The organism is Streptomyces sp. NPDC042102, from assembly GCF_055582305.1.
This window is the reverse complement of sequence record NZ_JBVJDL010000003.1, coordinates 349683-371807: the sequence shown is the minus strand read 5'-3', so window position 1 is coordinate 371807 and position 22125 is coordinate 349683. Positions and strand designations below refer to the sequence as shown.

Here is a 22125-nt window from a genome sequence, read left to right as displayed (position 1 = left end):
TCCGGTGATCGTCCCAACGATCCCTCAACAGCGGGTGAACAACCCGTCGACGAATTGCGAATGCGGACTGGTTAACAGACCCGCCGCCCGTCGTTCACCCGGAATCCTCATTCGGTCCATGATGAATGCTGCGGGGCGTCCTATTCTCTCGCGGGTGCTCAAGCTCTCTGTTGTCGTGCCGTTCTACAACGTGCAGACATACGCACCGGATGTCCTGAAAAGCCTCGAACTCAACGCCCGGGACGACTTCGAGTTCCTGCTCGTCGACGACTGCTCGACGGACGGGACGCCCGAGCTGCTGGAGCACGCCGCGCGCCGGCTGCCCGGCGCGGTGCACCTCAGACGGGAGACCAACGGGGGCCTGGCCACCGCGCGCAACACCGGCCTGGACGCGGCCCGCGGCACGTACGTGACCTTCCTGGACGGCGACGACTGGCTGGCCCCGGGCCAGCTGGCCCGGGTGCTGGCCGCCATCGAGGAGCTGGGCTGCGACTTCGTGCGCACCGACCACGTCCAGGTCACCGGCCGCACGCGGACCGTGCAGCGCATTCCGTACGGCCCCCAGGGCGTCATCGCCGCGCCGCGCACCGCGATCCTGCCGGCCGACCGGTCGTCCTCGGTGGACTATCCGTACGCCTGGGCCGGGATGTACCACCGGCGGTTGCTCGACGCGGGAATACTGCACTTCACGGACGGTTTGCGGACGGCCGAGGACCGGCCGTGGATCTGGCGGCTGCACCGGGAGGCGGCGTCGTTCGCGGCCGTCGGATTGCCCGGAATCTTCTACCGTCGGGGAGTTTCCACCTCCCTGACACAGATCGGCGACGAGCGGCAGCTCGATTTCATCCGCGCATTTGATCAAGTCCTGTCCGAAACCGCCGCGGACCGTGAAGCCGATCTCCTTCTTCCGAAAGCCGTCCGAACATATTGTGCGATTATTTCGCACCACTTGGGCTCCCAGGAAAGGTACGAACCGGCCGTGGCCAAAAAACTGCGAGCGCTGTGCGCGGACGCCCTCGGCCGAATGCCGCAGGACGTCCTGGCCGAGGCCCTGGACGGGATGGACGCCGAACGCTCCGGGCGCCTGCGCCGGCTGCGCCGCCGCGCCTCGGCGGGGGCGGCCCTCTGATGTCCACGCGCACCACCCAGATCTTCCTGGCGTCCACCCTCTACGGCACGGCCACCCTCGCCGCCGGCATCGACGCCGGCAGCTTCCCCGCCGCCGCCCGCCGGATCCTGCTCACCAGCAACAACGCGCTCGTTCCCGAGGTCACCCCGGGCATCGAGGACATGCCGGGCTTCGCCGCTCTGCGCACGCGCTTCGACGAGGTCCTGGACTGGAACCACGTCATCGAGCCCTTCCACCCCAGCTCCTGGGCCCCGCGCGGCGAGGACGTCCCGCTGTGGGAGCGGCAGCTGCGCGCCCTGTGGGGGCTGGGCGAGGACCGTGTCGAGCTGATCGTCGAGTCGATCCAGGTCTCCCCCGCGCAGGCCCTGTGCCAGCTCTTCCCCGGCGCCGCCGTCGACGTCTACGCCGACGGCCTGATGAGCTACGGGCCCACCCGCTTCAAGATCGACCCCCAGATCGGCGTCCGGGTCCGGCGCGTCCTGCACCTGGACCTCGTACCCGGTCTGGAGCCGCTGCTGCTGACCGAGTTCGGGGTACCGGCCGAGCTGGTGCCCGGCGAGCTGTTCCTGAAGGTGCTCACCGAGCTGTCCGCCGACGCCCCCGACATCGCCGCCGACGCCCCGGCGCTGCTGCTCGGCCAGTACCTCTCCGCCCTCGACCTGCTGCCCGCGCGGGAGGAGGAGGAACTGCACGTGGCGATGGTCCGCGGCGCCCACGCCCTCGGCCACCGCGAGATCGTCTTCAAGCCGCACCCCTCCGCCCCGGCGTGCTACAGCGACCGGGCCGCGGCCGAGGCGGAGCGGCTCGGCGTCCCCTTCACCGTCGTGACCGAGCCCGTCCTCGCCGAGGTGCTCTACCAGCGGCTGCGCCCGGCGCTGGTGGTCGGCTGCTTCTCCACCGGCCTGCTCACGGCCGCCACCCTGTACGGGCTCCCGGTCGCGCACACCGGTACCGACGTCATACTGGCCCGGCTCGCCCCGTACCAGAACAGCAACCGCGTCCCGCTGACCGTCGTCGACGCCCTGCTGCCCGCGCTGGCCGACCACGACGCCGTACGCGGCTGGCGGGCCCCCGGCCCGGAGCGGGTCCGCGAGGAACTCGCCGGACTGGTGACCGCCGTCGGGTTCACCATGCAGCCGCAGGTGCTGGCCGCCCGCCGGCCCGAGGCCGAGCGCTACCTCGCCTCCCGGCTGGACGCGCGCACCTGGCGGTACTTCAAACGCAAGCGGCTGACCACCCTGGCCCTGCCCGGCGGCATCCCGTCCCAGCTGTCCTTCCTGCGCGGCAGCCCGGTGCTGCGCCGGGCCGTGCGCCAGGCCAAGCGGCTGCGCCGGGCGGCCTCGGGACGAGGGCGGTGACCTCGCTCGACGCGAGCGCCGCGGCGCGCGAGGACGGGCGGTCCCCCGCGCGGGAACGGCCCGGCGGACCGGCGGGCGCGGGCGCGGGCGGACGCGCGGGCGGGCCGCCGCGGCTGGCCGGCCTGGACGGGCTGCGGCTGCTCGCCGCGCTGATGGTCGCCGGCTACCACTACGGCGGGCGCGACGGCGAGGTGGCCAGGGCCTGGGGCGCCTCGCCCCGGGAGCTGTTCCCGACGGCGTCGGGCTGGTTCGCGTACGGCTGCCTCGGCGTCCAGATCTTCTTCGTGATCAGTGGCTTCGTGATCTGCATGAGCGCCCGGGGCCGCCGTACGCGCGCCTTCGCCGCCTCCCGCGCGGCCCGCCTCTACCCCGCCTACTGGGTGGCGATCGGCCTGGTGACGCTGGTCGCGTACCCGACGGTGTCCGCCTCGGACTTCCTGGTGAACCTGACCATGCTCCAGCAGCCGCTGGGCGCGGACCGGGTGCTCGGGGTGTGCTGGACGCTCTGGGCCGAGCTGCGGTTCTACGTGCTGTTCGCGCTGTGCGTGGTGCTGCCGGGCGGCGGCCGGCGCCGGACCCTGCTGTTCTGCGGGGGCTGGCTGTTCGCCGCCGCGCTCGCCGACGCGTCCGACCACGCGCTGCTGACGCAGGCGCTGATGCCGCAGTACGCGCCCTTCTTCGTCGGCGGCATCGGCCTCCACCTCCTGTACCGCGACCGCCGCGACGCGCTCGCCTGGTGCGTGACCGGGGCGGGCTGGCTGCTCGGGCAGCACTACGCGGTGGCGGGGCTGTGGCACGCGCCGGACCCGCGGTTCTTCTCGTACCGCAGCGCGCTGGTGATCGTGGCCGTGGTGACGGCGGGGTTCCTCGCGGTCGCGCTGGTCGCGCTGGGCCCGTTCGGCCGCATCGGCCCGGCCGGCAGCCGGTGGCTGACGGCGGCGGGGGCGCTGACGTACCCGTTCTACCTGGTGCACGAGCACCTGGGCTGGACGGTGATCGCCGCCCTGCGGCCGGCGCTGCCGCCGGCCGTCGTCCTCGTGGTCACCGTGGCGCTGATGCTGGGGCTGGCCCGGGCGGTCCACCGGCTGGTGGAACGCCCGCTGACACCGGTGCTGCGGCGGGCCCTGGGCTGACAGGCGCGGCGGCGGGCTCAGCTGACGGCGAGTTTGGCCGCGAAGCCGAGGAAGAGCACCCCGGCGGCCGAGGTCGCACCGGCCGACAGCCGCCGACGGCTGCGGAAGGCCGCGGACAGCCGGGTCCCGCCGAAGATCAGCAGCGTCAGGTAGAGGAAGCTGCCGATCTGCAGCAGGGTGCCCAGGACCAGGAAGGACAGCGCCGGATAGGCGTAGGCGGGGTCGACGAACTGCACGAAGAAGGACACCAGAAAGAGGATGGCCTTCGGGTTGAACAGGCTGATCAGCAGCGCCCGCCGGTACGGCCGCTCCGCCTCGCCCGCGTCACCGGCGACGCCGTCCCCGGCCCCGGCCGGCTCCCCGTCCCGCTCACCGCGCGAGCGCCACAGCGCCCAGGCGCCGCGCAGCATGGCGACGGCCAGCCAGGTCAGGTACCCGGCGCCGAGCAGCTTGACGATCCCGAACACCACCGGGCTGGTCTGCAGCAGCGAGGCCGCCCCGGCCGCGGCCAGCACCATCAGCACGGTGTCGCCGGTCCAGACGCCGGCGGCGGCCCGGTACCCGGTGCGCACACCGCGCCGGGCGGCGACGGAGAGCACGTACAGCGAGTTCGGCCCCGGCAGCAGAATGATCAGCACCAGGCCCGCGAGGTAGGTCGGAAGATCGGTCACACCCAGCATGTCCAGGAGTGTGGCACAAGGTCACTCCTGTCAACACCCGGGTTTCACCATACGGAATCGGCCGGTACGTAGGTGCCCCAGACCTCCCGCAGCGCGGTGCAGACCTCCCCCACGGTGGCCCGGGCCCGCAGCGCCTCCTTCATCGGGTACAGCACGTTCTCCGTCCCGGCCGCGGCCTCCCGCAGCGCCGCCAGCGCCGCGTCCACCGCCCGCTGGTCGCGCTCCGCGCGCAGCCGCGCCAGCCGCTCCCGCTGGCGGACCTCGATCTCCGGGTCGACGCGCAGCGGCTCGTAGGGCTCCTCCTCGGCCAGCGCGAACCGGTTGACCCCGACCACCACCCGCTCGCCGCTGTCGGTCTCCTGCGCGATGCGGTAGGCGTTGCGCTCGATCTCGCCCTTCTGGAAACCCGCCTCGATGGCGGCGACCGCGCCGCCGAGGTCGGCCACCCGCTCCATCAGGGCGAGGACCTCCGCCTCCAGCTCGTCGGTCATCCGCTCCACGGCGTAGGACCCGGCGAAGGGGTCGACGGTGTGGGGCACGTCCGTCTCGTACGCGAGGACCTGCTGCGTGCGCAGGGCCAGCCGGGCCGACTTGTGGGTCGGCAGGGCGATGGCCTCGTCGAAGGAGTTGGTGTGCAGCGACTGGGTACCGCCGAGCACCGCCGCGAGCGCCTGGACCGCGACCCGCACCAGGTTGACCTCCGGCTGCTGGGCCGTCAGCTGCACCCCGGCGGTCTGGGTGTGGAAGCGCAGCATGAGCGACCTGGGGTCGCGGGCGCCGAACTCCTCGCGCATGACGCGGGCCCAGATCCGGCGCGCGGCCCGGAACTTGGCGACCTCCTCCAGGAGGGTGGTGCGGGCGACGAAGAAGAAGGAGAGCCGGGGGGCGAACGTGTCCACCTCCATGCCGGCGGCGAGCGCGGTGCGGACGTACTCGATGCCGTCGGCGAGGGTGAAGGCGACCTCCTGCGCGGGCGAGGCCCCGGCCTCGGCCATGTGGTAGCCGGAGATGGAGATGGTGTTCCAGCGGGGGATCTCGGCGCGGCAGTAGCGGAAGGTGTCGGCGACCAGCCGCAGCGAGGGCGCGGGCGGGAAGATGTACGTCCCGCGCGCGATGTACTCCTTCAGCACGTCGTTCTGCACGGTGCCCGTGAGCCGGTCCGCCGCGACGCCCTGCTCCTCGGCGACGAGCTGGTAGAGCAGGAGCAGCAGGGCGGCCGGAGCGTTGATGGTCATCGAGGTGGAGACCCGGTCGAGCGGAATGCCGTCGAAGAGCACCCGCATGTCCTCGACCGAGTCGACGGCGACGCCCACCTTGCCGACCTCGCCGTGCGCGAGCGGCGCGTCGGAGTCGTGGCCCATCTGCGTGGGCAGGTCGAAGGCGACGGACAGTCCGGTGGTGCCGGCGTCGATGAGCTGCCGGTACCGGGCGTTGGACTCGGCGGCGGTGCCGAAGCCGGCGTACTGACGCATGGTCCACGGCCGGCCCGTGTACATCGTGGGATAGATCCCCCTTGTGTACGGGTAGGTACCGGGCTGCCCCAGTTGGTCCACGGGATCCCAGCCCGTCAGAACCTCGGGCCCGTAGACGGGTTCGATCGGCAGTCCGCTCTCGGATCGCGCCATTGTGACCAAGACCTCCATGGAGCGGGCGGGCCCGGTGCTGATACAACCGTCCCCGCGCGGCGGGCCCCCGGTCACAATGGCGCAACATCCCGGGACTCCGCGCAACTGTCCACGCCCGCCAGGCATCGTTCAGATAGACCACGTAGGAATTCGGGGGGAAAGCATGCACCGCCACACGCGCCGCCAGAGAGTCATCGTCCGCAGCCTCGGGGTGGCCACCGCCGTCGCGCTCGCCGCGACCGCCTGCGGGCCGCAGAAGGCGGGACCGGCCGACGCCGCCCCGCCGGCCCCCTCCGCGTCCGCGGCGGGAAGCACCCCCGAGACCTCCGCCCCGGCCTCGCCCTCGCCCGACGCCAAGCCCGGTGAGGCCTCGCCGTCGCCGTCCGCGTCGGCCTCCAAGTCCGCGTCGGCCACGCCGGCCGTCAAGGCGATCATGGCCAACGGCGACGAGAACGACCAGGTCCGCGAGCTGCAGGCGCGCCTGAGGCAGCTGGGCCTGATGAACGTCGCGCCCACCGGTTTCTACGGCTCCAAGACGACCGGCGCGGTCAAGGCCTTCCAGTCCAAGCACGGTCTGAGCGCCCACGGTTCGGTGGACGACGCGACCTGGAAGAAGATCGAGGGCGCCAGCAAGAAGCCCTCCGAGGCCGAGCTGCGCCCGCCGACCACCATCGAGGCGGACGCCCCCGACCCGCGCTGCATGCAGGGCCGGGTGCTGTGCATCAGCAAGGAGAGCCGCACCCTCGCCTGGATGATCGACGGCAAGGTCGTCTCCACCATGGACGTGCGCTTCGGCTCGGAGAACACCCCGACCCGCGAGGGCGTCTTCAAGGTGGACCGCAAGGAGAAGGAGTGGACCTCCACGCTCTACCACACGGCCATGCCGTACTCGATGTTCTTCAGCGGCGGCCAGGCGGTGCACTATTCGGCCGACTTCGCGGCGCGCGGCTACAACGGCGCCTCGCACGGCTGTGTGAACGTCCGTGACAAGGGGAAGCTCGCGGCGGTCTTCAACCAGGCGCAGGTCGGCGACAAGGTCGTCGTCTACTGGTGATCCGGGAGCGATGTTCCCGGAGCTGTGCTCCCGGAGCGGTGATCCAGGCCTGGTGATCCAGGACGGTTGAGGGCGCGGGCGGGGCCGGGGGAACGTGCCCCGCCCGCGCCGGTTGCGCAGAGCCCAGGGGTACGGGGGGAACCCCGGCTCATGCGCCGCCGATGACCAGTCGGCTCGATATGTACTGCGCCGCCGGGTCGAAAAGTGTTACAGGCGGGTGAGCACAAGGGTCAGCGGCGGTTGCGGAAGTCCAGCGAACCGCCGCCGGCCGACGCGGACGGCAGCGCGGTCGGGGCCTCGGCGACATCGCTGCCGCCGGTGCCGGAGCCACTGCTGCTGCCGGTCCCGCCTTCGGCACCGCCCTTGCCGCCGTCGAGCAGGGCGTCGCAGAAGCGCGCCACGCGCTGGGTGCCGCGCGCGAGCCGGGTGAGCCGCTCGCGCCGGTCGTCGCTGAGGCGGCCGGCGCGGAAGTCCTGGCACAGGTCCATCGCCCGGTGGCGGGTCTCGCGGTCCTTGGTGCCGGCGGTGGCGCCCGCGTCCATGCCGGACTCGCCGTCGCCGCCGCCCTTGCCGCCGTCACCGGCGCCGCCGGCGCCCGGCGTCTGCGGGTCCGTGAAGGCGCCGTGACCGTCCGGGACGGGGCTCTGGACGGGCCCGGAGGACGCCGTCGCCAGGTCCTCGCGCAGCGGGTCCCGCCGCGTACCGGGCGTGGGCTGGGGCGCCGCGGTCATCCCGCCGGCCGAGTCGGCGGTGACGCCGGCGCTCACCGACACGGCCGGCGCGGGCCCGGCGTTCGTGTGCTGGGTCCGGTCGAACAGGCCCGCGCCGGCGGCCGCCGCGGCGACCCCGCCGATGGCCACCGTGGCGAAGGCGGCGGCGAGTCCGAACCGTACGGTGCCACCGCGCCGGGGTGCGGCGGCGGTGCGGACGGGGCTGAGCTCGACGACGGGCTCGTCCGCGGGGAGCGGGTCCGCCGCGGGGGCGCCGGCCGGGCGGGCCGGGGCGCCGTGCGCGGCGCGGAACGCGGCCACGGCGGCCGCCTCACCGGGGAGTTCGGGGCCGCCCGGGGGCGGTGTGGGCGGCGTGAGGGCATGCAGAGCACCGCGCAGCCGGGCGGCGTCCGCCCGCGCGCGGTGATCGGCTACAGGTCCGACCGGCTCGCCCCGCAGCAGCTTCTCCGCCGCGGCTCCGTCCAGCCACCTGTTGCCCTCGTCGGCCATCACATGTCCTTCTGCGTCCGCCAACGTGAATGCGTCACACCGGTTTGTTCCACGAGTCCCCCGCCCGGACCGCGTTGCGCGGGAACGGCGTCCAGATCCCGGCCGGGGTTCCCGGCATTATGTCCGACTTCGCTTCCGGACTCGGCGTTCAGCAGTTCCGCCAGCTTTTTCAGGCCACGGTGCGCGGCGGTGCGGACCGCGCCGGGGCGCTTGCCCAGCGTCTCGGCGGCGCTCTTGGCGTCGAGGCCGACCACCACGCGCAGCACCACGGCCTCCGCCTGGTCCTGCGGAAGCCGGGCGATCAGCGCCATGGTGCGGCCGGTGGCCAGGGATTCCATCGCCTCGCCGGCGGTGTCGCAGTCGGCGGCGCGCCCGGTGAGCTCGGTCTCGTCGCCGCCGATGGCGGGGCGGCGGCCGCGCATGCGCATGTGGTCCAGGGCCCGGTTGCGGGCGATGCGCGCCGCCCAGCCGCGGAAGCGGTCGGCGTCGCCGGTGAAGGAATCGAGGTCACGGGCGATCTGCAGCCATGCCTCGGAGGCCACGTCCTCGGCGTCCGTGTCACCGACGAGTGTCCGTATGTACCCGAGCAGGCGCGGGTGCACGGCGCGGTACACAGCACGGAACGCGTCCTCGTCGCCGTCCTGTGCCGCGAGCACCGCGGCGGTCAGCTCCGCGTCGTCCCCCAGCAAAGTCCCCAACCTGTCCTGTACGTGTGGCGCAAATCAGCACGTTACGGCTTTCAAGCACCTCTCGTCCATGAGATGTACAACGAGCAACCAGTCCTGCGCGGAGCGGGGTGTGACACAAAACGCACCGCAGACGCTGACAGGGGTACGGGCTTGTCGCACGAGTCCGTATCCGAAGGCGACCGGGGCCTCTCCTGTGGGGGGTGGCGGCCTCGGTCGTCTTCTTCCTCTTCCTCGTCCCAGTGTCGCCCGGCTCCGCCCGGGCGTCTGCCTGGCCCGACGCGCCTTCAAACGCCTCATCCGGGTGAAATCCCGCGAGAGGGTACGACACGCCCGGCCCGACCTCGCTAGCGTGGTGGGGATCCCCCGTGACCGTCCCCGAGGAGCCCCCCGCTGTCCAGCCACCTTCCGGCACAGGTCCGCGGCGGCTCCACCCCCGGTCTGGTGTGGCTGAACGCCGCGACGACCGCGGCCGCCGAGGAGGCGCTGCTCCAGTGCTGCGGCAGCCTCCGCTGGGCCCAGCGGGTGGCCGCGCACCGCCCGTACCCGGACCTGGCTGCGCTGCTGGCCGCCGCCGACGAGGCGGCGTACGACCTGCGGCAGCCGGATCTGGCCGAGGCCCTGGCCGCCGAGTACTCCGCGGAGCTGGACGAACGGGCTCCGTACGCCGCCCATCTGGCGCTGCGCGCGGCCCACGCGGAGTACGAGCGGCTGTTCGGGCACGCCTTCGTGGTCTGTCTGGACGGGCACCCTCCGCACGACCATCTCAACGAGGTGCTCAGCGGGATCCAGTCACGGCTGGCGAACTCGCCCGACGAGGAACGGGCGGTGGCGGCCGACGAACTGCGCCGGCTCGCCGGGGAGCGTCTGAGGGACCTCGCGATCCTGGCGGACGCGCCCGAATTGGTCTGATTCGCCCCTGTGGGATAGTCCGTCCGTGCCTGTTTGATCACACCGATGGACCCCGCGCGAAGGAACCGACAACTCGTCGCTACGATGTCCGGGGCCGGTGGACCGTACCCGGCCGGGCCCGACCGACAACGAAGCCGGCTGGCCCCCGCCCCGCTTCCGGAGGGTTTTCCGTGCCGGCTGGAACGTTGTACCGCGGCCGGGAAGGAATGTGGTCCTGGGTGGCTCATCGAGTCACCGGCGTCCTCATCTTCTTCTTCCTGTTCGTACACGTCCTCGACACCGCTCTCGTCCGCGTCTCCCCTGAGGCGTACGACGATGTCGTGGCTACCTACAAGACTCCGATCGTCGCGCTGCTGGAGTACGGCCTCGTCGCCGCCATCCTGTTCCACGCGCTCAACGGTCTCCGTGTCATCGCCGTGGACTTCTGGTCCAAGGGCCCCCGCTATCAGAAGCAGATGCTCTGGAGCGTCGTGGGCATCTGGGTCGTCCTGATGATCGGGGCCCTGTACCCCGTACTCGGCCACGCCTACCTCGAACTGTTCGGGAAGTGACACGCATGTCTTCTGACACTTCTTCCGCCTCGGCGATCGGCGACGTGGAGGGCGCAGGCCTCTACGACGCCGACAACCCGGCGCCGTACATCGAGGCCCCGCGCAAGCGGACCGGCAAGACGCCCCGCTCGACCCGCGGCAACTTCGAGATGGTCGCGTGGCTCTTCATGCGCCTCTCGGGCATCGTCCTCGTCGTGCTGGTCATCGGCCACCTCCTCATCCAGCTGGTGCTGGACGGCGGCGTCTCCAAGATCGGCTTCGCCTTCGTGGCCGGCCGCTGGGCGTCCCCGTTCTGGCAGGCCTGGGACCTGCTGATGCTGTGGCTGGCGATGCTGCACGGCGCCAACGGTCTGCGTACCGTCATCAACGACTACGCGGAGCGCGCCAACACGCGGCTGTGGCTGAAGGGCCTGCTCTACACCGCCACGGTGTTCACCATCCTTCTGGGCACGCTGGTGATCTTCACCTTCGACCCGAACATCCGCTAGGCACGGGGCTGAGGCAGAAACGATGAAGATCCACAAGTACGACACCGTCATCGTCGGCGCCGGCGGCGCCGGCATGCGCGCCGCCATCGAGGCGACGAAGCGCAGCCGTACCGCCGTGCTGACGAAGCTGTACCCGACCCGCTCCCACACGGGCGCCGCGCAGGGCGGCATGGCCGCCGCGCTGGCGAACGTGGAGGAGGACAACTGGGAGTGGCACACCTTCGACACGGTCAAGGGCGGTGACTACCTGGTCGACCAGGACGCCGCCGAGATCCTGGCGAAGGAGGCCATCGACGCCGTCCTCGACCTGGAGAAGATGGGCCTGCCGTTCAACCGCACCCCGAACGGCACCATCGACCAGCGCCGCTTCGGCGGTCACTCCCGCAACCACGGCGAGGCCCCGGTCCGCCGGTCCTGCTACGCCGCGGACCGCACCGGCCACATGATCCTCCAGACGCTGTACCAGAACTGCGTCAAGGAGGGCGTGGAGTTCTTCAACGAGTTCTACGTCCTGGACCAGCTCATCGTCGAGGAGGACGGGGTCAAGAAGTCGGCCGGCGTCGTCGCGTACGAGCTGGCCACCGGCGAGATCCACGTCTTCCAGGCGAAGGCCGTCATCTACGCCTCCGGCGGCACCGGCAAGTTCTTCAAGGTGACCTCCAACGCGCACACCCTCACCGGCGACGGCCAGGCGGCCTGCTACCGGCGCGGTCTGCCGCTGGAGGACATGGAGTTCTTCCAGTTCCACCCGACGGGCATCTGGCGCATGGGCATCCTGCTGACGGAGGGCGCCCGCGGTGAGGGCGGCATCCTCCGCAACAAGGACGGCGAGCGCTTCATGGAGAAGTACGCGCCGGTCATGAAGGACCTCGCGTCCCGTGACGTCGTCTCGCGCTCCATCTACACCGAGATCCGTGAGGGCCGCGGCTGCGGTCCGGCCGGTGACCACGTGTACCTGGACCTGACGCACCTGCCGCCGGAGCAGCTCGACGCCAAGCTCCCGGACATCACCGAGTTCGCCCGTACGTACCTCGGCATCGAGCCGTACACGGACCCGATCCCGATCCAGCCCACCGCGCACTACGCCATGGGCGGCATCCCGACCAACGTCGAGGGTGAGGTCCTGTCCGACAACACCACCGTCGTCCCCGGCCTGTACGCGGCCGGCGAGGTCGCGTGCGTCTCGGTGCACGGCGCCAACCGCCTGGGCACCAACTCGCTGCTGGACATCAACGTCTTCGGCAAGCGCTCGGGTATCGCGGCGGCCAACTATGCGGCCGAGAGCGACTACGTGGAGCTGCCCGAGAACCCGGCGCAGCTCGTCGTCGACCAGGTCGAGCGGCTGCGCGAGTCCACGGGCAACGAGCGGGTCGCGGACCTGCGCCTGGAGCTCCAGGAGACGATGGACGCCAACGTGATGGTCTTCCGTACGGAGCAGACCATCAAGACGGCCGTCGAGAAGATCGCGGAGCTGCGCGAGCGCTACAAGAACGTGTCCGTCCAGGACAAGGGCAAGCGCTTCAACACGGACCTGCTGGAGGCCATCGAGCTGGGCAACCTGCTCGACCTGGCCGAGGTCATGGCCGTCTCGGCCCTGGCCCGCAAGGAGTCCCGCGGCGGTCACTACCGCGAGGACTACCCGAACCGCGACGACGTCAACTTCATGCGCCACACCATGGCGTACCGCGAGGTCAGCGCCGACGGCACGGACTCGGTCCGTCTCGACTACAAGCCCGTCGTCCAGACCCGCTACCAGCCGATGGAGCGTAAGTACTGATGGCCACCCCGACCCTCGACAAGGTGGAGGCGGAGTCCGCCGCCTCCCCGTACATCACGGTCACCTTCCGGATCCGCCGCTTCAACCCCGAGGTCTCCGACCAGGCGGAGTGGCAGGACTTCCAGATCGAGATCGACCCGAAGGAGCGCGTGCTCGACGGTCTCCACAAGATCAAGTGGGACCTCGACGGCACGCTGACCTTCCGCCGCTCGTGCGCGCACGGCATCTGCGGCTCCGACGCGATGCGGATCAACGGCAAGAACAGGCTCGCCTGCAAGACGCTGATCAAGGACATCAACCCGGAGAAGCCGATCACCGTCGAGGCCATCAAGGGCCTGACGGTGATGAAGGACCTCGTGGTCGACATGGAGCCCTTCTTCCAGGCGTACCGCGACGTCATGCCGTTCCTGGTCACGACGGGCAACGAGCCGACGCGCGAGCGTCTGCAGTCCGCCGAGGACCGCGAGCGCTTCGACGACACCACCAAGTGCATCCTGTGCGCCGCGTGCACCTCCTCGTGCCCGGTGTTCTGGAACGACGGCCAGTACTTCGGCCCGGCGGCGATCGTCAACGCGCACCGCTTCATCTTCGACTCGCGTGACGAGGCCGGCGAGCAGCGCCTGGAGATCCTCAACGACAAGGACGGCGTGTGGCGCTGCCGCACGACGTTCAACTGCACGGATGCCTGCCCGCGCGGCATCGAGGTCACCAAGGCGATCCAGGAAGTCAAGCGCGCCCTGATCACGCGCCGCTTCTGACCTCCCGGTCCTCCCCTTCGTACGAGGGCCCCGCACCCCGGTTCCGCACCGGGGGGCGGGGCCCTCGCCCATACAGGTGAGCGCGGCCCAACTCTCCCCGCGGAACCGGCCGACCACGCGATGCTGACCCCTGTGACGACTCCGGGGAGGCACACCATGCGCACTCTGCTCGACGCGGCCGACTGGTTCATGGCACGGAACCCCGGCTGCCGCATCGAGGTCATCGGTGGTCAGATCCTGCTGTCACCCTTGCGGGACGGCCCCCACCAGGAGGTTCTGACCGACCTCATGGTGTCCTTCATCACGGCTGGGCTGGACGACGAGTCGTCAGAAGTGCTCCAGGGCGTCGGGATCTGGCTCCCGGACGGGCCCGAGGACTACGCCATTCCCGACCTCGCGATCGTCGATGCGGACGGCGAGGACCACGAGGTCGAGTTCAACTGCCTCGACCCCGTCGTCTTCCGGCTGGTCCTGGAGGTCACCTCCATCAACTACCAGGCCGACCTGCGCACCAAGGTCCGGGCGTACGCCAACGCCAAGGTGCCCGTCTACGTGATCATCGACCGCAAGCACGACCGCCTGCACGTCCTCACCGACCCGGCCCAGGACGACTACGCCACCCACCGCGTCCACGCCCCCGGCGAGGTCGTCGCCCTCCCCGAGTCGATCGGGGCCAAGGTGACCCTGGACGTCGAGGCCCTGCTCACCGCGGCGCGGTAGCGGCGGACTGCTCCCCAGGCACTCGCTTGAACCTGTTCAAAAATAGGTCTAGAGTCAGTCATGCCCAGCATTTGAACACGTTCAAGGAGGCGGGGGGCATGGACCTCACCGTGGTCGCGTACGTCATCTATCTGCTCATCAGCGTCGGGCTGACCATCTGGGTCGCCCGGACTCTCAGCCGCAACGGCCGCATCTTCATCGCCGACGTCCTCCAGGGCAACGAGAAGCTCGCCGACGCCGTCAACCACTTGCTCGTCGTCGGCTTCTACCTCGTCAACCTCGGCTTCGTCACGCTCTACCTGCGCGCCGCCGACGCCGTCGCCGACGCCCGGGGGCTCTTCGAGGCGCTCTCGGTCAAGCTCGGCGTGGTGCTGCTCGTCCTCGGCGTGATGCACCTGCTCAACGTCTGGGTGCTCAACAAGATCCGCCGCCGGGGCATCATGGAGCGCCAGCAGATCCCGCCGGTCGCACCGCAGGGCCGGACCGCACCGGCCGGGACCTGGTGACGTGGCCGCCCCGGTCCGCGGGCTCGTCGTCCTGTACGACGCCCGGTGCCCGCTCTGCGCGCACATCCGCGAGTGGCTCCTCGGCCAGCGCCGGCTCGTACCGCTGGCGCTGGTCCCGGCCGGGTCCGCCGAGGCCCGTCGGCGGTTTCCCGCCCTCGACCATGCGGCCACCCTGCGCGAGATCACGGTCATCGGCGACCGCGGCCAGGTCTTCACCGGTACCGATGCCTTCATCGTCTGCCTGTGGGCCCTGGCCGAGCACCGGGCCAGGGCGAACTGGCTGGCCACCCCGGCCGGCCGGCCCTTCGCCCGCACCGCGATGCTCGCCGCCGCCAAGTGGCGCGACCTGACCCGCGCGCCTGCGGACGCCTCCGGTCCGGCGTGCGAAGACCAGTGCGCGGCCCCGCGTTGAGCACCGATAGGCTCGGACACCGTGACTGATCAGAAAGCTCCCAAGAGCGAGCAGACCCGCACGCTCATCCTCGAAACCGCGCTCCGGCTGTTCCAGGAACGCGGTTACGACAAGACGACCATGCGGGCCATCGCCAAGGAAGCGGGAGTATCGGTCGGCAACGCCTACTACTACTTCGAGTCCAAGGAGCACCTGGTCCAGGGCTTCTACGACCGGATCGGCGCCGCCCACCAGGCTGCGGTACGGCCCATCCTGGCCCGGGAGACCGACCTGCAGAAGCGGCTCGCGGGCGTGCTGACCAGCTGGCTCGACGTCGCGGCCCCGTACCACGAGTTCGCCGCCCAGTTCTTCAAGAACGCGGCGGACCCCGCCAGTCCGCTCAGCCCGTTCTCCCCCGAGTCCGAACCCGCCCGCAGGCAGGTCATCGACCTCCACCGCGAGGTGCTCGCCGGGGCGAAGACCAAGGTCCCGGACGAACTGGCCGACGTCCTGCCCGAGCTGATGTGGCTCTCGCACATGGGCCTGGTCCTGTACTGGGTCTTCGACCGTTCCGAGAACAGCGAGAAGACCCGGCGGCTGGCCGAGCGCGGCGCGCAGCTCACCACGCGCGGCATCGTCCTGGCCCGGTTCCGCGTGCTGCGCCCGCTCGTACGGGAGGTCCACGAGCTGTTCGCGGACTTCCTGCCCGGCATGGCGCAGGCGGCCGTCGGCCGCAAGAAGGCCTCGGACCCGCACCCCGGCGCAGCGGAGTAGCGGGTCCGGGACACGCGGCGGGCCGGTCCGGCTACAGCCAGTTGAGCTCCCACAGGCGCCACACGCCGGTGCCGTCGGAGAGGTACTGGGCGCCGGACACCGCGTCGCGCGACATCACGTAGTCCTTCTTCTGCCAGATCGGCAGCATCGGCACGTGCACGGCCGTCAGCCGCTGCACCTCGCGGAAGTCGTTGGCCGCCTCGGCGCGGTGGGAGAAGGACTGGGTACGGGTGATCAGCTCGTCGATGGCCTTGTCGCTGAACGCGTTGTTCATGCTGGAGTCGCGGCCGATGAGCGGGGCGGTGAAGTTGTCCGCGTCGGGGAAGTCGGCGATCCAGCCGATGGTGTAGGCGTCGAACTCGCCGGCCGCGTACGCCTTCTGGAAGTCGGCCCACTTCTCGACCGGCTTGAGCGTGACGTTGAACAGGCCGGTCTCGTCCAGCTGCCGCTTGATCTCCTGCGCCTCCGCCGCGTTCGCGCCGCGCACGTTGTAGCCGAGCGTGAAGGCGACCGTACCGTTGACCGAGCCCGCCTTGAGGATGTTCTTGGCGTTGGTGCCGCTGGGCTCGGGGAAGGCGTCGAAGAACGGCGTGGTGTGACCGCCGATGCCCGCCGGGACGAGCGAGTACAGCGGGGTGACCGTGCTCTTGTAGACCTGGCTGGAGACCTTGCTGCGGTCGATCGCGGCCGCCACGGCCCGCCGTACCGGCTCCTTCTCCATCGCGGAGCCGGGGCGCACGTTGAAGACCATGCTGCGGGTCTCGGTGCCGCCGCTCTGCTGGTACCGGGTGTCCTTCAGGCTCGGGTTGAGCCCGGCCAGGACGTCCGGCGGCATGTCGCGGTGGGCGACGTCGATCTGCCGGTCCGTCCAGGCCTTGTGCAGCTCGGCGGAGCCCTCGTAGTACTTCACGGTGACCGGCGCGTGCGCCGGTTTGGCCTGGCCCACGTAGTTCTCGTTGGGCTTCAGCTCGGCGGAGGTGCTCGCCTTGAAGGCGCCCAGGACGTACGGGCCGGAGCCGTCCACCTTCTCCTCGGTGCGCAGCGCCTTCGCCGGGTACTTGTCCTTGTCGACGATCGACGCGGCACCCGTGGCGATCTTGAAGGGGAAGGTGGCGTCGCGCGCCGACAGGTTGAAGGTGACCGTCCGGCCCTCGGCCTTGACCGATTCCAGGGTGTTGAACAGCGGCGCCGGGCCCTGCTCGGAGTTGATCGCCTTGATCCGGTCGAAGGAGTGCTTGACGTCCTCCGCGGTGATGGCACGGCCGCTGGAGAACTTCACGTCCGGGCGCAGCTCGCACTGGTACGTGGTGAGCTTCTGCCCGATGAACTTGCAGGAGCTCGCCGCGTCCGGAATCGGCGTGTCCGAGCCCGTCTTGAGCGTCAGCAGCGACTGGTAGACGTTGCTGTACAGGGCCCAGGAGCCGGCGTCGTACGCGCCGGCCGGGTCCAGGGAGGAGACGACGTCGGTCGTCCCCACCTCGATCGCGCCCTTGGCGTCGCCCCCGGTGGCCGGAAGCAGCTGCCAGGCCCCCACCCCCACGACACCGAGGACCAGTGCGGCCGCTATGACCTTGGACCGGACAGACCGCATCCGTGACTCTCCTCTTGCCCCACCCCGCGACGGCCGTCGGGGACTGCACATGTCCGACTGCCGACGCATACCTATCCGATTACCGGTCACCCAATCACGGAAAATTGGGAGGCGGAAGGGTGTTTCATTACGGGCTCTTCACGATCCCCACGGACCCCTTGCGCGATCCGCACGGCGTTCACGCCTGGTACGAGGCGAGTTCGACCACCGTGATGTCGGAGGGCGCGCCGACCCGTACGGGCGGGCCCCAGGCGCCGGCGCCGCGGGACACGTACAGCTGGGTGTCACCGTAGCGCTCGAGTCCGGCCACGGTGGGGTTGGCGAGTTCGGCGAGGTAGTTGCCGGGCCAGAGCTGGCCGCCGTGGGTGTGGCCGGAGAGCTGGAGGTCGACGCCGTGGCGGACGGCGTCGTGGATGACGACCGGCTGGTGCGCGAGCAGTACGGCGGCGCGGGAGCGGTCCCGGTCGCCCAGCGCCCTGCCGAAGTCGGGGCCCTGGCCCTCGCGCTCGCCCGCGATGTCGTTGACGCCGGCGAGGTCGAAGTACGGCATCTCGCGGCGGGCGTTCTCCAGCGGGGTCAGCCCCAGCTCACGGACGTGGTCGAGCCACTGCTGGGCACCGGAAAAGTATTCATGGTTGCCGGTGACGAAGTACGTCCCGTGCCGGGCCCGCAGCCGGGCGAGCGGCTCGGCCGCGCCGCGCAGGTCGCCGACGTCGCCGTCGACGAGGTCCCCGACGATCGCGATCAGGTCGGACTGCGTCCGGTTGACCGTCTCCACGATCCGCTCGGTGTGCGCCCGTCCGAGGACGGCGCTGAGGTGGACGTCGCTGACGACGGCGATCCGGAAGCCCTGTGCCGCGCGCGGCAGCTTGGCCAGGGGCACGGTCACCCGCTTGACCCGGGGGCCGCGCAGCACGCCGTACGTGCCGTAGCCGACCGTTCCCGCGGCCGCGGCGACCGCGGCCCCGGCGACCGCCCGCGCGACGAAGGTCCGCCGGGTGAGGTCGGCGGCGGCCGCGCCGGGGTCCGAGGGGGCCTCGTCCCCGGAGGGCCGTGCCTCGGCCGCCGGCGGGGCGGGGGTGGCCGCGAGCTCGGCGACCGGCGCCTCGTACGCGCCCCGCCCGGCCCGGGCCGCCCGGCGCAGCCACACGGCCCGTACGGCCTCGCCGACGAGCATGGCCAGGGTCAGGTACAGCAGGACCGGCAGCCACAGGTACCCCGGCCAGGAGACGAGCTGCTGGAGCCAGAACGGCGCCCCGGCCCGCCCCGCCGACAGGGCGGCGAGCGCGAGGAGGGGCAGCACGAACGCGGTGACCGTCAGCACGCGGCGCGGCCGGGAACCGGCCGTCGTGGTGTCCCGGACCAGCCGGATCCACAGCCAGCGGTGGACGGCGTACAGCAGGGCGAGGACCAGCAGGACGGCCCCCGTGGCGAGGACGACCGTCATGCCGCACCATCCTTGGTACCGCGCTCGCGTGACGCGCGCCGCAGCGCGAGCACGCCGCGCAACCCGATCACCCCGACGGCCGTCCCCAGGAGAAAGGACGTCACGGCGAGCGCCAGGTGCACCCAGAAGTACGCGGTCGGGTCACCGGCGTCGTCGAAGGCCAGCCCGCCGCCGTCCCTCCACAGGTTCCGAACGAAGGACACCCAGATGAACCAGGTCCACGCTCCGAACGCGAGCAGGAACCAGGAGGCGGCACGGCTGAGTTTCATGCCATCAGTATCGACAGCGTCCCCGGGGCGGACGCTCCGGGGTGGGCTGTCCCGGCGGTGGTATCGGCGGGTTGGCCGAACCGTCACGATAAATATGACAAAGGGATGTACGTTCACCTGCGTGTCTGCAAAGAAGACCGCGCTGACGGTCCTTTCCGCCGTGCTGCTGGTCCCCGCCGTGCTCGTGGGTCCCGCCCGTGCCGACGACAAGCCGGGCGCGCCCGCCAAACTCCCGGCGGAGCCGCCCTCGTCGATGTCCACGGTGGGCGGTGCCGCGCTCGGCAAGCCCGGTCCCCAGGTCCAGCTGCTGCCCGGCGCGCCCGCCCTGCCGACGGGCCTGACGGGCCGTTCCTGGATCGTGGCCGACGCTGAATCGGGTGAAGTCCTGGCCGCGCAGAACGCGCACTGGCGGCTGCCGCCGGCCTCCACGCTCAAGATGCTCTTCGCGGACACGGTACTGCCCGGACTGCCCAAGGACCGGGTCCACAAGGTCACCGCCGAGGACCTGGAGGGCGTCGGCCCGGGCAGCAGCCTGGTCGGCGTCAAGGAGGACATGGAGTACTCGGTGCACGACCTGTGGCTGGGGGTCTTCCTGCGGTCGGGCAACGACGCGGTGCACGTGCTGTCGGCCATGAACGGCGGCGTCGAGAAGACCGTCAAGGACATGCAGGCGCACGCGGAGGAGCTCCAGGCCCTCGACACGCACGTGGTCTCCCCCGACGGGTACGACGCCCCGGGGCAGGTCTCCAGCGCCTACGACCTGACGCTCATCGCCCGCTCCGGCATGCAGAAGAAGGACTTCCGGGAGTACTGCGGCACGGCGAACGCGAACTTCCCCGGCCTCCAGGCGGCCGGCAAGGAGCGCGAGACGTTCGAGATCCAGAACACCAACCGGCTGATGACGGGCGCGGCCGGGCTGCCCGCGTACAAGGGCATCGCCGGGGTGAAGAACGGCAGCACGACGATGGCCGGGTCCACCTTCACCGGCGTCGCCCAGCGCGGCGACAAGAAGCTCCTGGTCACGGTCATGAACCCGAGCGCGGGCGGCCTCAACCCGGTCTACGAGGAGACCGCGGCACTGCTGGACTGGGGTTTCGCGGCGGCCGGGAAGGTGAAGCCGGTCGGCGAGCTGGTGCCGCCCAAGAGCGTGGACACCCGTCCGCACGGCTCCCCGGCCCAGTCCCACGAGAACAACCCGGCCGCGGCCGGCTCGCAGGCCGCCACCGGTTCGGGCTTCGGTACCGCGCTGGGGATCGCGGGCGGCGCGCTCGCGGCGGTCGCGGGCGGCGCGTTCGTGGTCAACCGCCGCTGGCCGCGCGGTTCCCGGGGCCGTCGTCCCGAGCCTCCGGTGGAGTGACCTCGTCGGCCTCGCGGGCGGGCGTGGCCGTCCAGGCCGCGCAGAACAGCAGCAGCTTCGCCGTGAAGTTGATCCACAGCAGCAGGGCGATGGGGACGCCGAAGGCGCCGTACATGCTCTTGGCGGCGACCTCCCGGATGTAGCCGCTGAGCAGCAGTTTCAGCAGTTCGAAGCCGGCCGCGCCGATCAGCGCCGCCGTCACCAGGGTCCGGCGCGGCGGCTGCACGCCGGGCAGCAGGCTCAGGACGTACAGCAGGAGCAGGAAGGCCGCGAGCACGCCGACGCCGAAGGCCCCGCCCCGCAGCAGGACCCCGCCGGCCCCCTCCTGGGGGATGCCCAGCCAGCTGCCGAGCCGGCCGACGGCGCTGGAGCCGGTGATCGAGGCCACCGCCGAGGCCAGGGCCGCGGCGCCCAGGCCCAGCAGCACCAGGCCGTCCTTGCCCTTGCGGACGACGGGGTTGCCCTCGTCCTCGTCGTCCTTGTCCCACACCGCCCGCAGGCAGTCGCGCAGCGAGCCGATCCAGCTGACGCCGGTGAAGAGCAGGACGACGCCGGCGACCAGGCCGACGGTCGCGGCGTTGGCCACCAGCGCGTTGAGGTCGAGCTGGTCGGAGATGCCCGGGACCTGCTCGGCGAGGCCCTTCTGGAGCCGGTCCAGCTGCTCCTGGCTCAGGGCCGCCGCGCCGATGGCCGCGGCGACGGTGATCAGCGGGAAGAGCGCGAGGAAGCTGATGAAGGTGATGGCGGCCGCGAGCCGGGTCCAGTGCACGCGGTCGAGCCGCTGGTACGAACGCCAGGCGTGCGTCCGCATGAAACGGGTCGCCAGCGGGCCGATCACCGGGAGTTTCGTCAGCCAGTCCATAGGGGTCACCGTAATTCAGTGTCCGGAAATAGCCGGTATTGCCCGCTTTGGACGCTACGGTCGTCCACTGTGACATTGAGTGACCTGGTCCTGCGCAGGCTCCGCTTCCTGGCCGTGCGCCTGCTCCGTCAGGAGCGGCGTACGGCGGTCTCGTCGACCGGGGAGCACGCCTGCGAGGGCACGGCCGCCGCGCCGCCGTTCCCGAACGGGTACTCGCGCAGCTTGCGCCAGACGCCGTCCGAGCCCTGCTCGTAGAGCGCGAAGCCGTCACAGATCCACTCGGCCCCGTAGTCGGCCAGGGAGGCGTACGCGACGTCCATCGCCTCGTCGGGGATCCCGTGGGCGACGGTGACGTGCGGGTGGTACGGGAAGGCCAGCTCGCGGCCGAGCGGCCCCGCGGGGTCGCGGACCTCGCCCTGCAGCCGGGTGCAGCCCGCGCCGCCCTCGGCGACCTTGACGAAGACCACCGGCGAGACCGGGCGGAAGGTGCCGGTGCCGGCCAGCCGCATCGGGAACGACCGGAAGCCGGCCGCGACCCGGTCCAGGTGGGCCCGGATCGCCGGGAGCCGGCAGGTCTCCGCCTCGGTGGGCGGGACCAGGGTGACATGCGTGGGGATGCCGTACGCGGCGTCGTCCCCGAAGCCGGCGCGCAGCTGCTGGAGCTGGCTGCCGTACGGCTCCGGGACCGCGATCGAAACGCCGAGCGTTACGGTCCCAGTCCCCACGTATGTCTCCTCGGTCTGTGGATCGGCTGTGCGGCGGTGCCGCAGCCCCCAGTGTGGGGCCAGCACCCCCCTGTCGGCCAGTGGCGCATGTCTCGTCCGCCCCGGCCGGTGT

23 protein-coding genes are annotated in these 22125 nt (G+C 71.3%); 14 read left to right on the top strand and 9 right to left on the bottom strand.

Annotated features, from left to right (window positions below; genetic code table 11):
• Positions 1-154 precede the first annotated feature (154 nt).
• The 3 genes from ACZ6KO_RS14990 to ACZ6KO_RS14980 are packed head-to-tail and all read left to right on the top strand — an operon-like array spanning position 155 to position 3620.
• The gene (locus tag ACZ6KO_RS14990) at positions 155-1129 is read left to right on the top strand and encodes a glycosyltransferase family 2 protein (RefSeq protein WP_469304397.1); all 975 of its coding nucleotides are present in this window, start codon (positions 155-157) and stop codon (positions 1127-1129) included.
• The gene (locus ACZ6KO_RS14985; RefSeq protein WP_469304396.1) at positions 1129-2487 is read left to right on the top strand and encodes a polysialyltransferase family glycosyltransferase; all 1359 of its coding nucleotides are present in this window, start codon (positions 1129-1131) and stop codon (positions 2485-2487) included. The genes ACZ6KO_RS14990 and ACZ6KO_RS14985 overlap by 1 nt, the downstream gene beginning before the upstream one ends.
• Entirely contained in the window at positions 2484-3620 is a 1137-nt protein-coding gene (locus tag ACZ6KO_RS14980; protein WP_469304395.1) for an acyltransferase family protein, read from the top strand. The genes ACZ6KO_RS14985 and ACZ6KO_RS14980 overlap by 4 nt, the downstream gene beginning before the upstream one ends.
• Positions 3621-3637: 17 nt before the next feature.
• Here ACZ6KO_RS14980 and leuE read toward each other — a convergent pair whose 3' ends face one another.
• Together leuE and ACZ6KO_RS14970 are read right to left on the bottom strand one after the other, a co-directional pair.
• Positions 3638-4300 (bottom strand): leucine efflux protein LeuE, encoded by a 663-nt coding sequence (gene leuE, locus ACZ6KO_RS14975; RefSeq protein WP_469304394.1) that lies wholly within the window; start codon positions 4298-4300, stop codon positions 3638-3640.
• A gap of 44 nt (positions 4301-4344) precedes the next feature.
• On the bottom strand, positions 4345-5925 hold the full coding sequence (locus tag ACZ6KO_RS14970) for an acyl-CoA mutase large subunit family protein (protein ID WP_469304393.1): 1581 nt from the start codon (positions 5923-5925) through the stop codon (positions 4345-4347).
• Between the two features lie 163 nt (positions 5926-6088).
• On the opposite strand from ACZ6KO_RS14970, the gene ACZ6KO_RS14965 reads away from it, so the two are divergent.
• Positions 6089-6979, top strand: a complete 891-nt coding sequence (locus tag ACZ6KO_RS14965) for a L,D-transpeptidase family protein (protein WP_469304392.1) — start codon at positions 6089-6091, stop codon at positions 6977-6979.
• A 230-nt stretch (positions 6980-7209) separates the two neighbouring features.
• Here the strand turns inward: ACZ6KO_RS14965 and ACZ6KO_RS14960 are convergent, their stop codons facing one another.
• Together ACZ6KO_RS14960 and ACZ6KO_RS14955 are read right to left on the bottom strand one after the other, a co-directional pair.
• Entirely contained in the window at positions 7210-8199 is a 990-nt protein-coding gene (locus tag ACZ6KO_RS14960; protein WP_469304391.1) for a hypothetical protein, read from the bottom strand.
• Entirely contained in the window at positions 8199-8888 is a 690-nt protein-coding gene (locus tag ACZ6KO_RS14955) for an RNA polymerase sigma factor (protein WP_469304390.1), read from the bottom strand. Before ACZ6KO_RS14955 ends, ACZ6KO_RS14960 begins: the two co-directional genes overlap by 1 nt.
• 441 nt (positions 8889-9329) lie before the next feature.
• Between ACZ6KO_RS14955 and ACZ6KO_RS14950 the strand changes: the two genes are divergently transcribed.
• The 9 genes from ACZ6KO_RS14950 (at position 9330) to ACZ6KO_RS14910 (ending at position 15762) form a co-directional block, all read left to right on the top strand.
• Positions 9330-9797: a 2-oxo-4-hydroxy-4-carboxy-5-ureidoimidazoline decarboxylase gene (locus ACZ6KO_RS14950; RefSeq protein WP_469304389.1), complete on the top strand. Its 468-nt coding sequence runs from the start codon at positions 9330-9332 to the stop codon at positions 9795-9797.
• 170 nt (positions 9798-9967) lie between these two features.
• Complete coding sequence (sdhC, locus tag ACZ6KO_RS14945) at positions 9968-10348, top strand: succinate dehydrogenase, cytochrome b556 subunit (protein ID WP_401456741.1); 381 nt, start codon at positions 9968-9970, stop codon at positions 10346-10348.
• Positions 10349-10353: 5 nt separating this feature from the next.
• Positions 10354-10836 (top strand): succinate dehydrogenase hydrophobic membrane anchor subunit, encoded by a 483-nt coding sequence (locus ACZ6KO_RS14940; RefSeq protein ID WP_469304388.1) that lies wholly within the window; start codon positions 10354-10356, stop codon positions 10834-10836.
• 22 nt (positions 10837-10858) lie between these two features.
• Positions 10859-12613, top strand: a complete 1755-nt coding sequence (sdhA, locus tag ACZ6KO_RS14935; protein ID WP_469304387.1) for a succinate dehydrogenase flavoprotein subunit — start codon at positions 10859-10861, stop codon at positions 12611-12613.
• Positions 12613-13371, top strand: coding sequence for a succinate dehydrogenase iron-sulfur subunit (locus tag ACZ6KO_RS14930; protein ID WP_401456746.1), 759 nt, complete (start codon positions 12613-12615; stop codon positions 13369-13371). The genes sdhA and ACZ6KO_RS14930 overlap by 1 nt, the downstream gene beginning before the upstream one ends.
• Positions 13372-13527: 156 nt before the next feature.
• Positions 13528-14091 (top strand): Uma2 family endonuclease, encoded by a 564-nt coding sequence (locus ACZ6KO_RS14925; RefSeq protein WP_469304386.1) that lies wholly within the window; start codon positions 13528-13530, stop codon positions 14089-14091.
• Between the two features lie 98 nt (positions 14092-14189).
• A complete protein-coding gene (locus ACZ6KO_RS14920; RefSeq protein WP_469304385.1) occupies positions 14190-14597 on the top strand; it encodes a hypothetical protein in 408 nt (135 codons plus the stop codon).
• Between the two features lies 1 nt (position 14598).
• Complete coding sequence (locus ACZ6KO_RS14915; RefSeq protein ID WP_469304384.1) at positions 14599-15009, top strand: thiol-disulfide oxidoreductase DCC family protein; 411 nt, start codon at positions 14599-14601, stop codon at positions 15007-15009.
• Positions 15010-15030: 21 nt separating this feature from the next.
• Complete coding sequence (locus tag ACZ6KO_RS14910) at positions 15031-15762, top strand: TetR family transcriptional regulator (protein WP_469304383.1); 732 nt, start codon at positions 15031-15033, stop codon at positions 15760-15762.
• A 31-nt stretch (positions 15763-15793) separates the two neighbouring features.
• On the opposite strand, the gene ACZ6KO_RS14905 is transcribed toward ACZ6KO_RS14910, so the two are convergent.
• From ACZ6KO_RS14905 to ACZ6KO_RS14895, 3 genes are all read right to left on the bottom strand, one after another.
• Complete coding sequence (locus tag ACZ6KO_RS14905) at positions 15794-17353, bottom strand: ABC transporter substrate-binding protein (protein WP_469304382.1); 1560 nt, start codon at positions 17351-17353, stop codon at positions 15794-15796.
• 178 nt (positions 17354-17531) lie between these two features.
• Positions 17532-18800, bottom strand: a complete 1269-nt coding sequence (locus tag ACZ6KO_RS14900) for a metallophosphoesterase (RefSeq protein WP_469304381.1) — start codon at positions 18798-18800, stop codon at positions 17532-17534.
• Positions 18797-19069: an SCO4848 family membrane protein gene (locus ACZ6KO_RS14895; protein ID WP_469304380.1), complete on the bottom strand. Its 273-nt coding sequence runs from the start codon at positions 19067-19069 to the stop codon at positions 18797-18799. Before ACZ6KO_RS14895 ends, ACZ6KO_RS14900 begins: the two co-directional genes overlap by 4 nt.
• 94 nt (positions 19070-19163) lie before the next feature.
• On the opposite strand from ACZ6KO_RS14895, the gene ACZ6KO_RS14890 reads away from it, so the two are divergent.
• Positions 19164-20426, top strand: a complete 1263-nt coding sequence (locus ACZ6KO_RS14890; protein ID WP_469304379.1) for a D-alanyl-D-alanine carboxypeptidase family protein — start codon at positions 19164-19166, stop codon at positions 20424-20426.
• Here ACZ6KO_RS14890 and ACZ6KO_RS14885 read toward each other — a convergent pair.
• Entirely contained in the window at positions 20368-21288 is a 921-nt protein-coding gene (locus tag ACZ6KO_RS14885) for a YihY/virulence factor BrkB family protein (protein ID WP_469304378.1), read from the bottom strand. The genes ACZ6KO_RS14890 and ACZ6KO_RS14885 overlap by 59 nt on opposite strands.
• A gap of 128 nt (positions 21289-21416) precedes the next feature.
• Positions 21417-22013 carry a 2'-5' RNA ligase family protein gene (locus ACZ6KO_RS14880; protein ID WP_469304377.1) on the bottom strand — a complete coding sequence of 199 codons (597 nt, stop codon included), beginning with the start codon at positions 22011-22013 and terminating at the stop codon, positions 21417-21419.
• Positions 22014-22125 lie beyond the last annotated feature (112 nt).

Coding starts and splice junctions, on each gene's coding strand:
- ACZ6KO_RS14920 (WP_469304385.1), top strand. CDS start 14,190: ATGGACCTCACCGTGGTCGCGTACGTCATCTATCTGCTCATCAGCGTC.
- ACZ6KO_RS14900 (WP_469304381.1), bottom strand. CDS start 18,800: ATGACGGTCGTCCTCGCCACGGGGGCCGTCCTGCTGGTCCTCGCCCTG.
- ACZ6KO_RS14890 (WP_469304379.1), top strand. CDS start 19,164: ATGACAAAGGGATGTACGTTCACCTGCGTGTCTGCAAAGAAGACCGCG.
- ACZ6KO_RS14885 (WP_469304378.1), bottom strand. CDS start 21,288: ATGGACTGGCTGACGAAACTCCCGGTGATCGGCCCGCTGGCGACCCGT.
- leuE (WP_469304394.1), bottom strand. CDS start 4,300: ATGCTGGGTGTGACCGATCTTCCGACCTACCTCGCGGGCCTGGTGCTG.
- ACZ6KO_RS14930 (WP_401456746.1), top strand. CDS start 12,613: ATGGCCACCCCGACCCTCGACAAGGTGGAGGCGGAGTCCGCCGCCTCC.
- ACZ6KO_RS14925 (WP_469304386.1), top strand. CDS start 13,528: ATGCGCACTCTGCTCGACGCGGCCGACTGGTTCATGGCACGGAACCCC.
- ACZ6KO_RS14960 (WP_469304391.1), bottom strand. CDS start 8,199: ATGGCCGACGAGGGCAACAGGTGGCTGGACGGAGCCGCGGCGGAGAAG.
- ACZ6KO_RS14905 (WP_469304382.1), bottom strand. CDS start 17,353: ATGCGGTCTGTCCGGTCCAAGGTCATAGCGGCCGCACTGGTCCTCGGT.
- ACZ6KO_RS14985 (WP_469304396.1), top strand. CDS start 1,129: ATGTCCACGCGCACCACCCAGATCTTCCTGGCGTCCACCCTCTACGGC.
- ACZ6KO_RS14895 (WP_469304380.1), bottom strand. CDS start 19,069: ATGAAACTCAGCCGTGCCGCCTCCTGGTTCCTGCTCGCGTTCGGAGCG.
- ACZ6KO_RS14970 (WP_469304393.1), bottom strand. CDS start 5,925: ATGGCGCGATCCGAGAGCGGACTGCCGATCGAACCCGTCTACGGGCCC.
- sdhA (WP_469304387.1), top strand. CDS start 10,859: ATGAAGATCCACAAGTACGACACCGTCATCGTCGGCGCCGGCGGCGCC.
- ACZ6KO_RS14965 (WP_469304392.1), top strand. CDS start 6,089: ATGCACCGCCACACGCGCCGCCAGAGAGTCATCGTCCGCAGCCTCGGG.
- ACZ6KO_RS14940 (WP_469304388.1), top strand. CDS start 10,354: ATGTCTTCTGACACTTCTTCCGCCTCGGCGATCGGCGACGTGGAGGGC.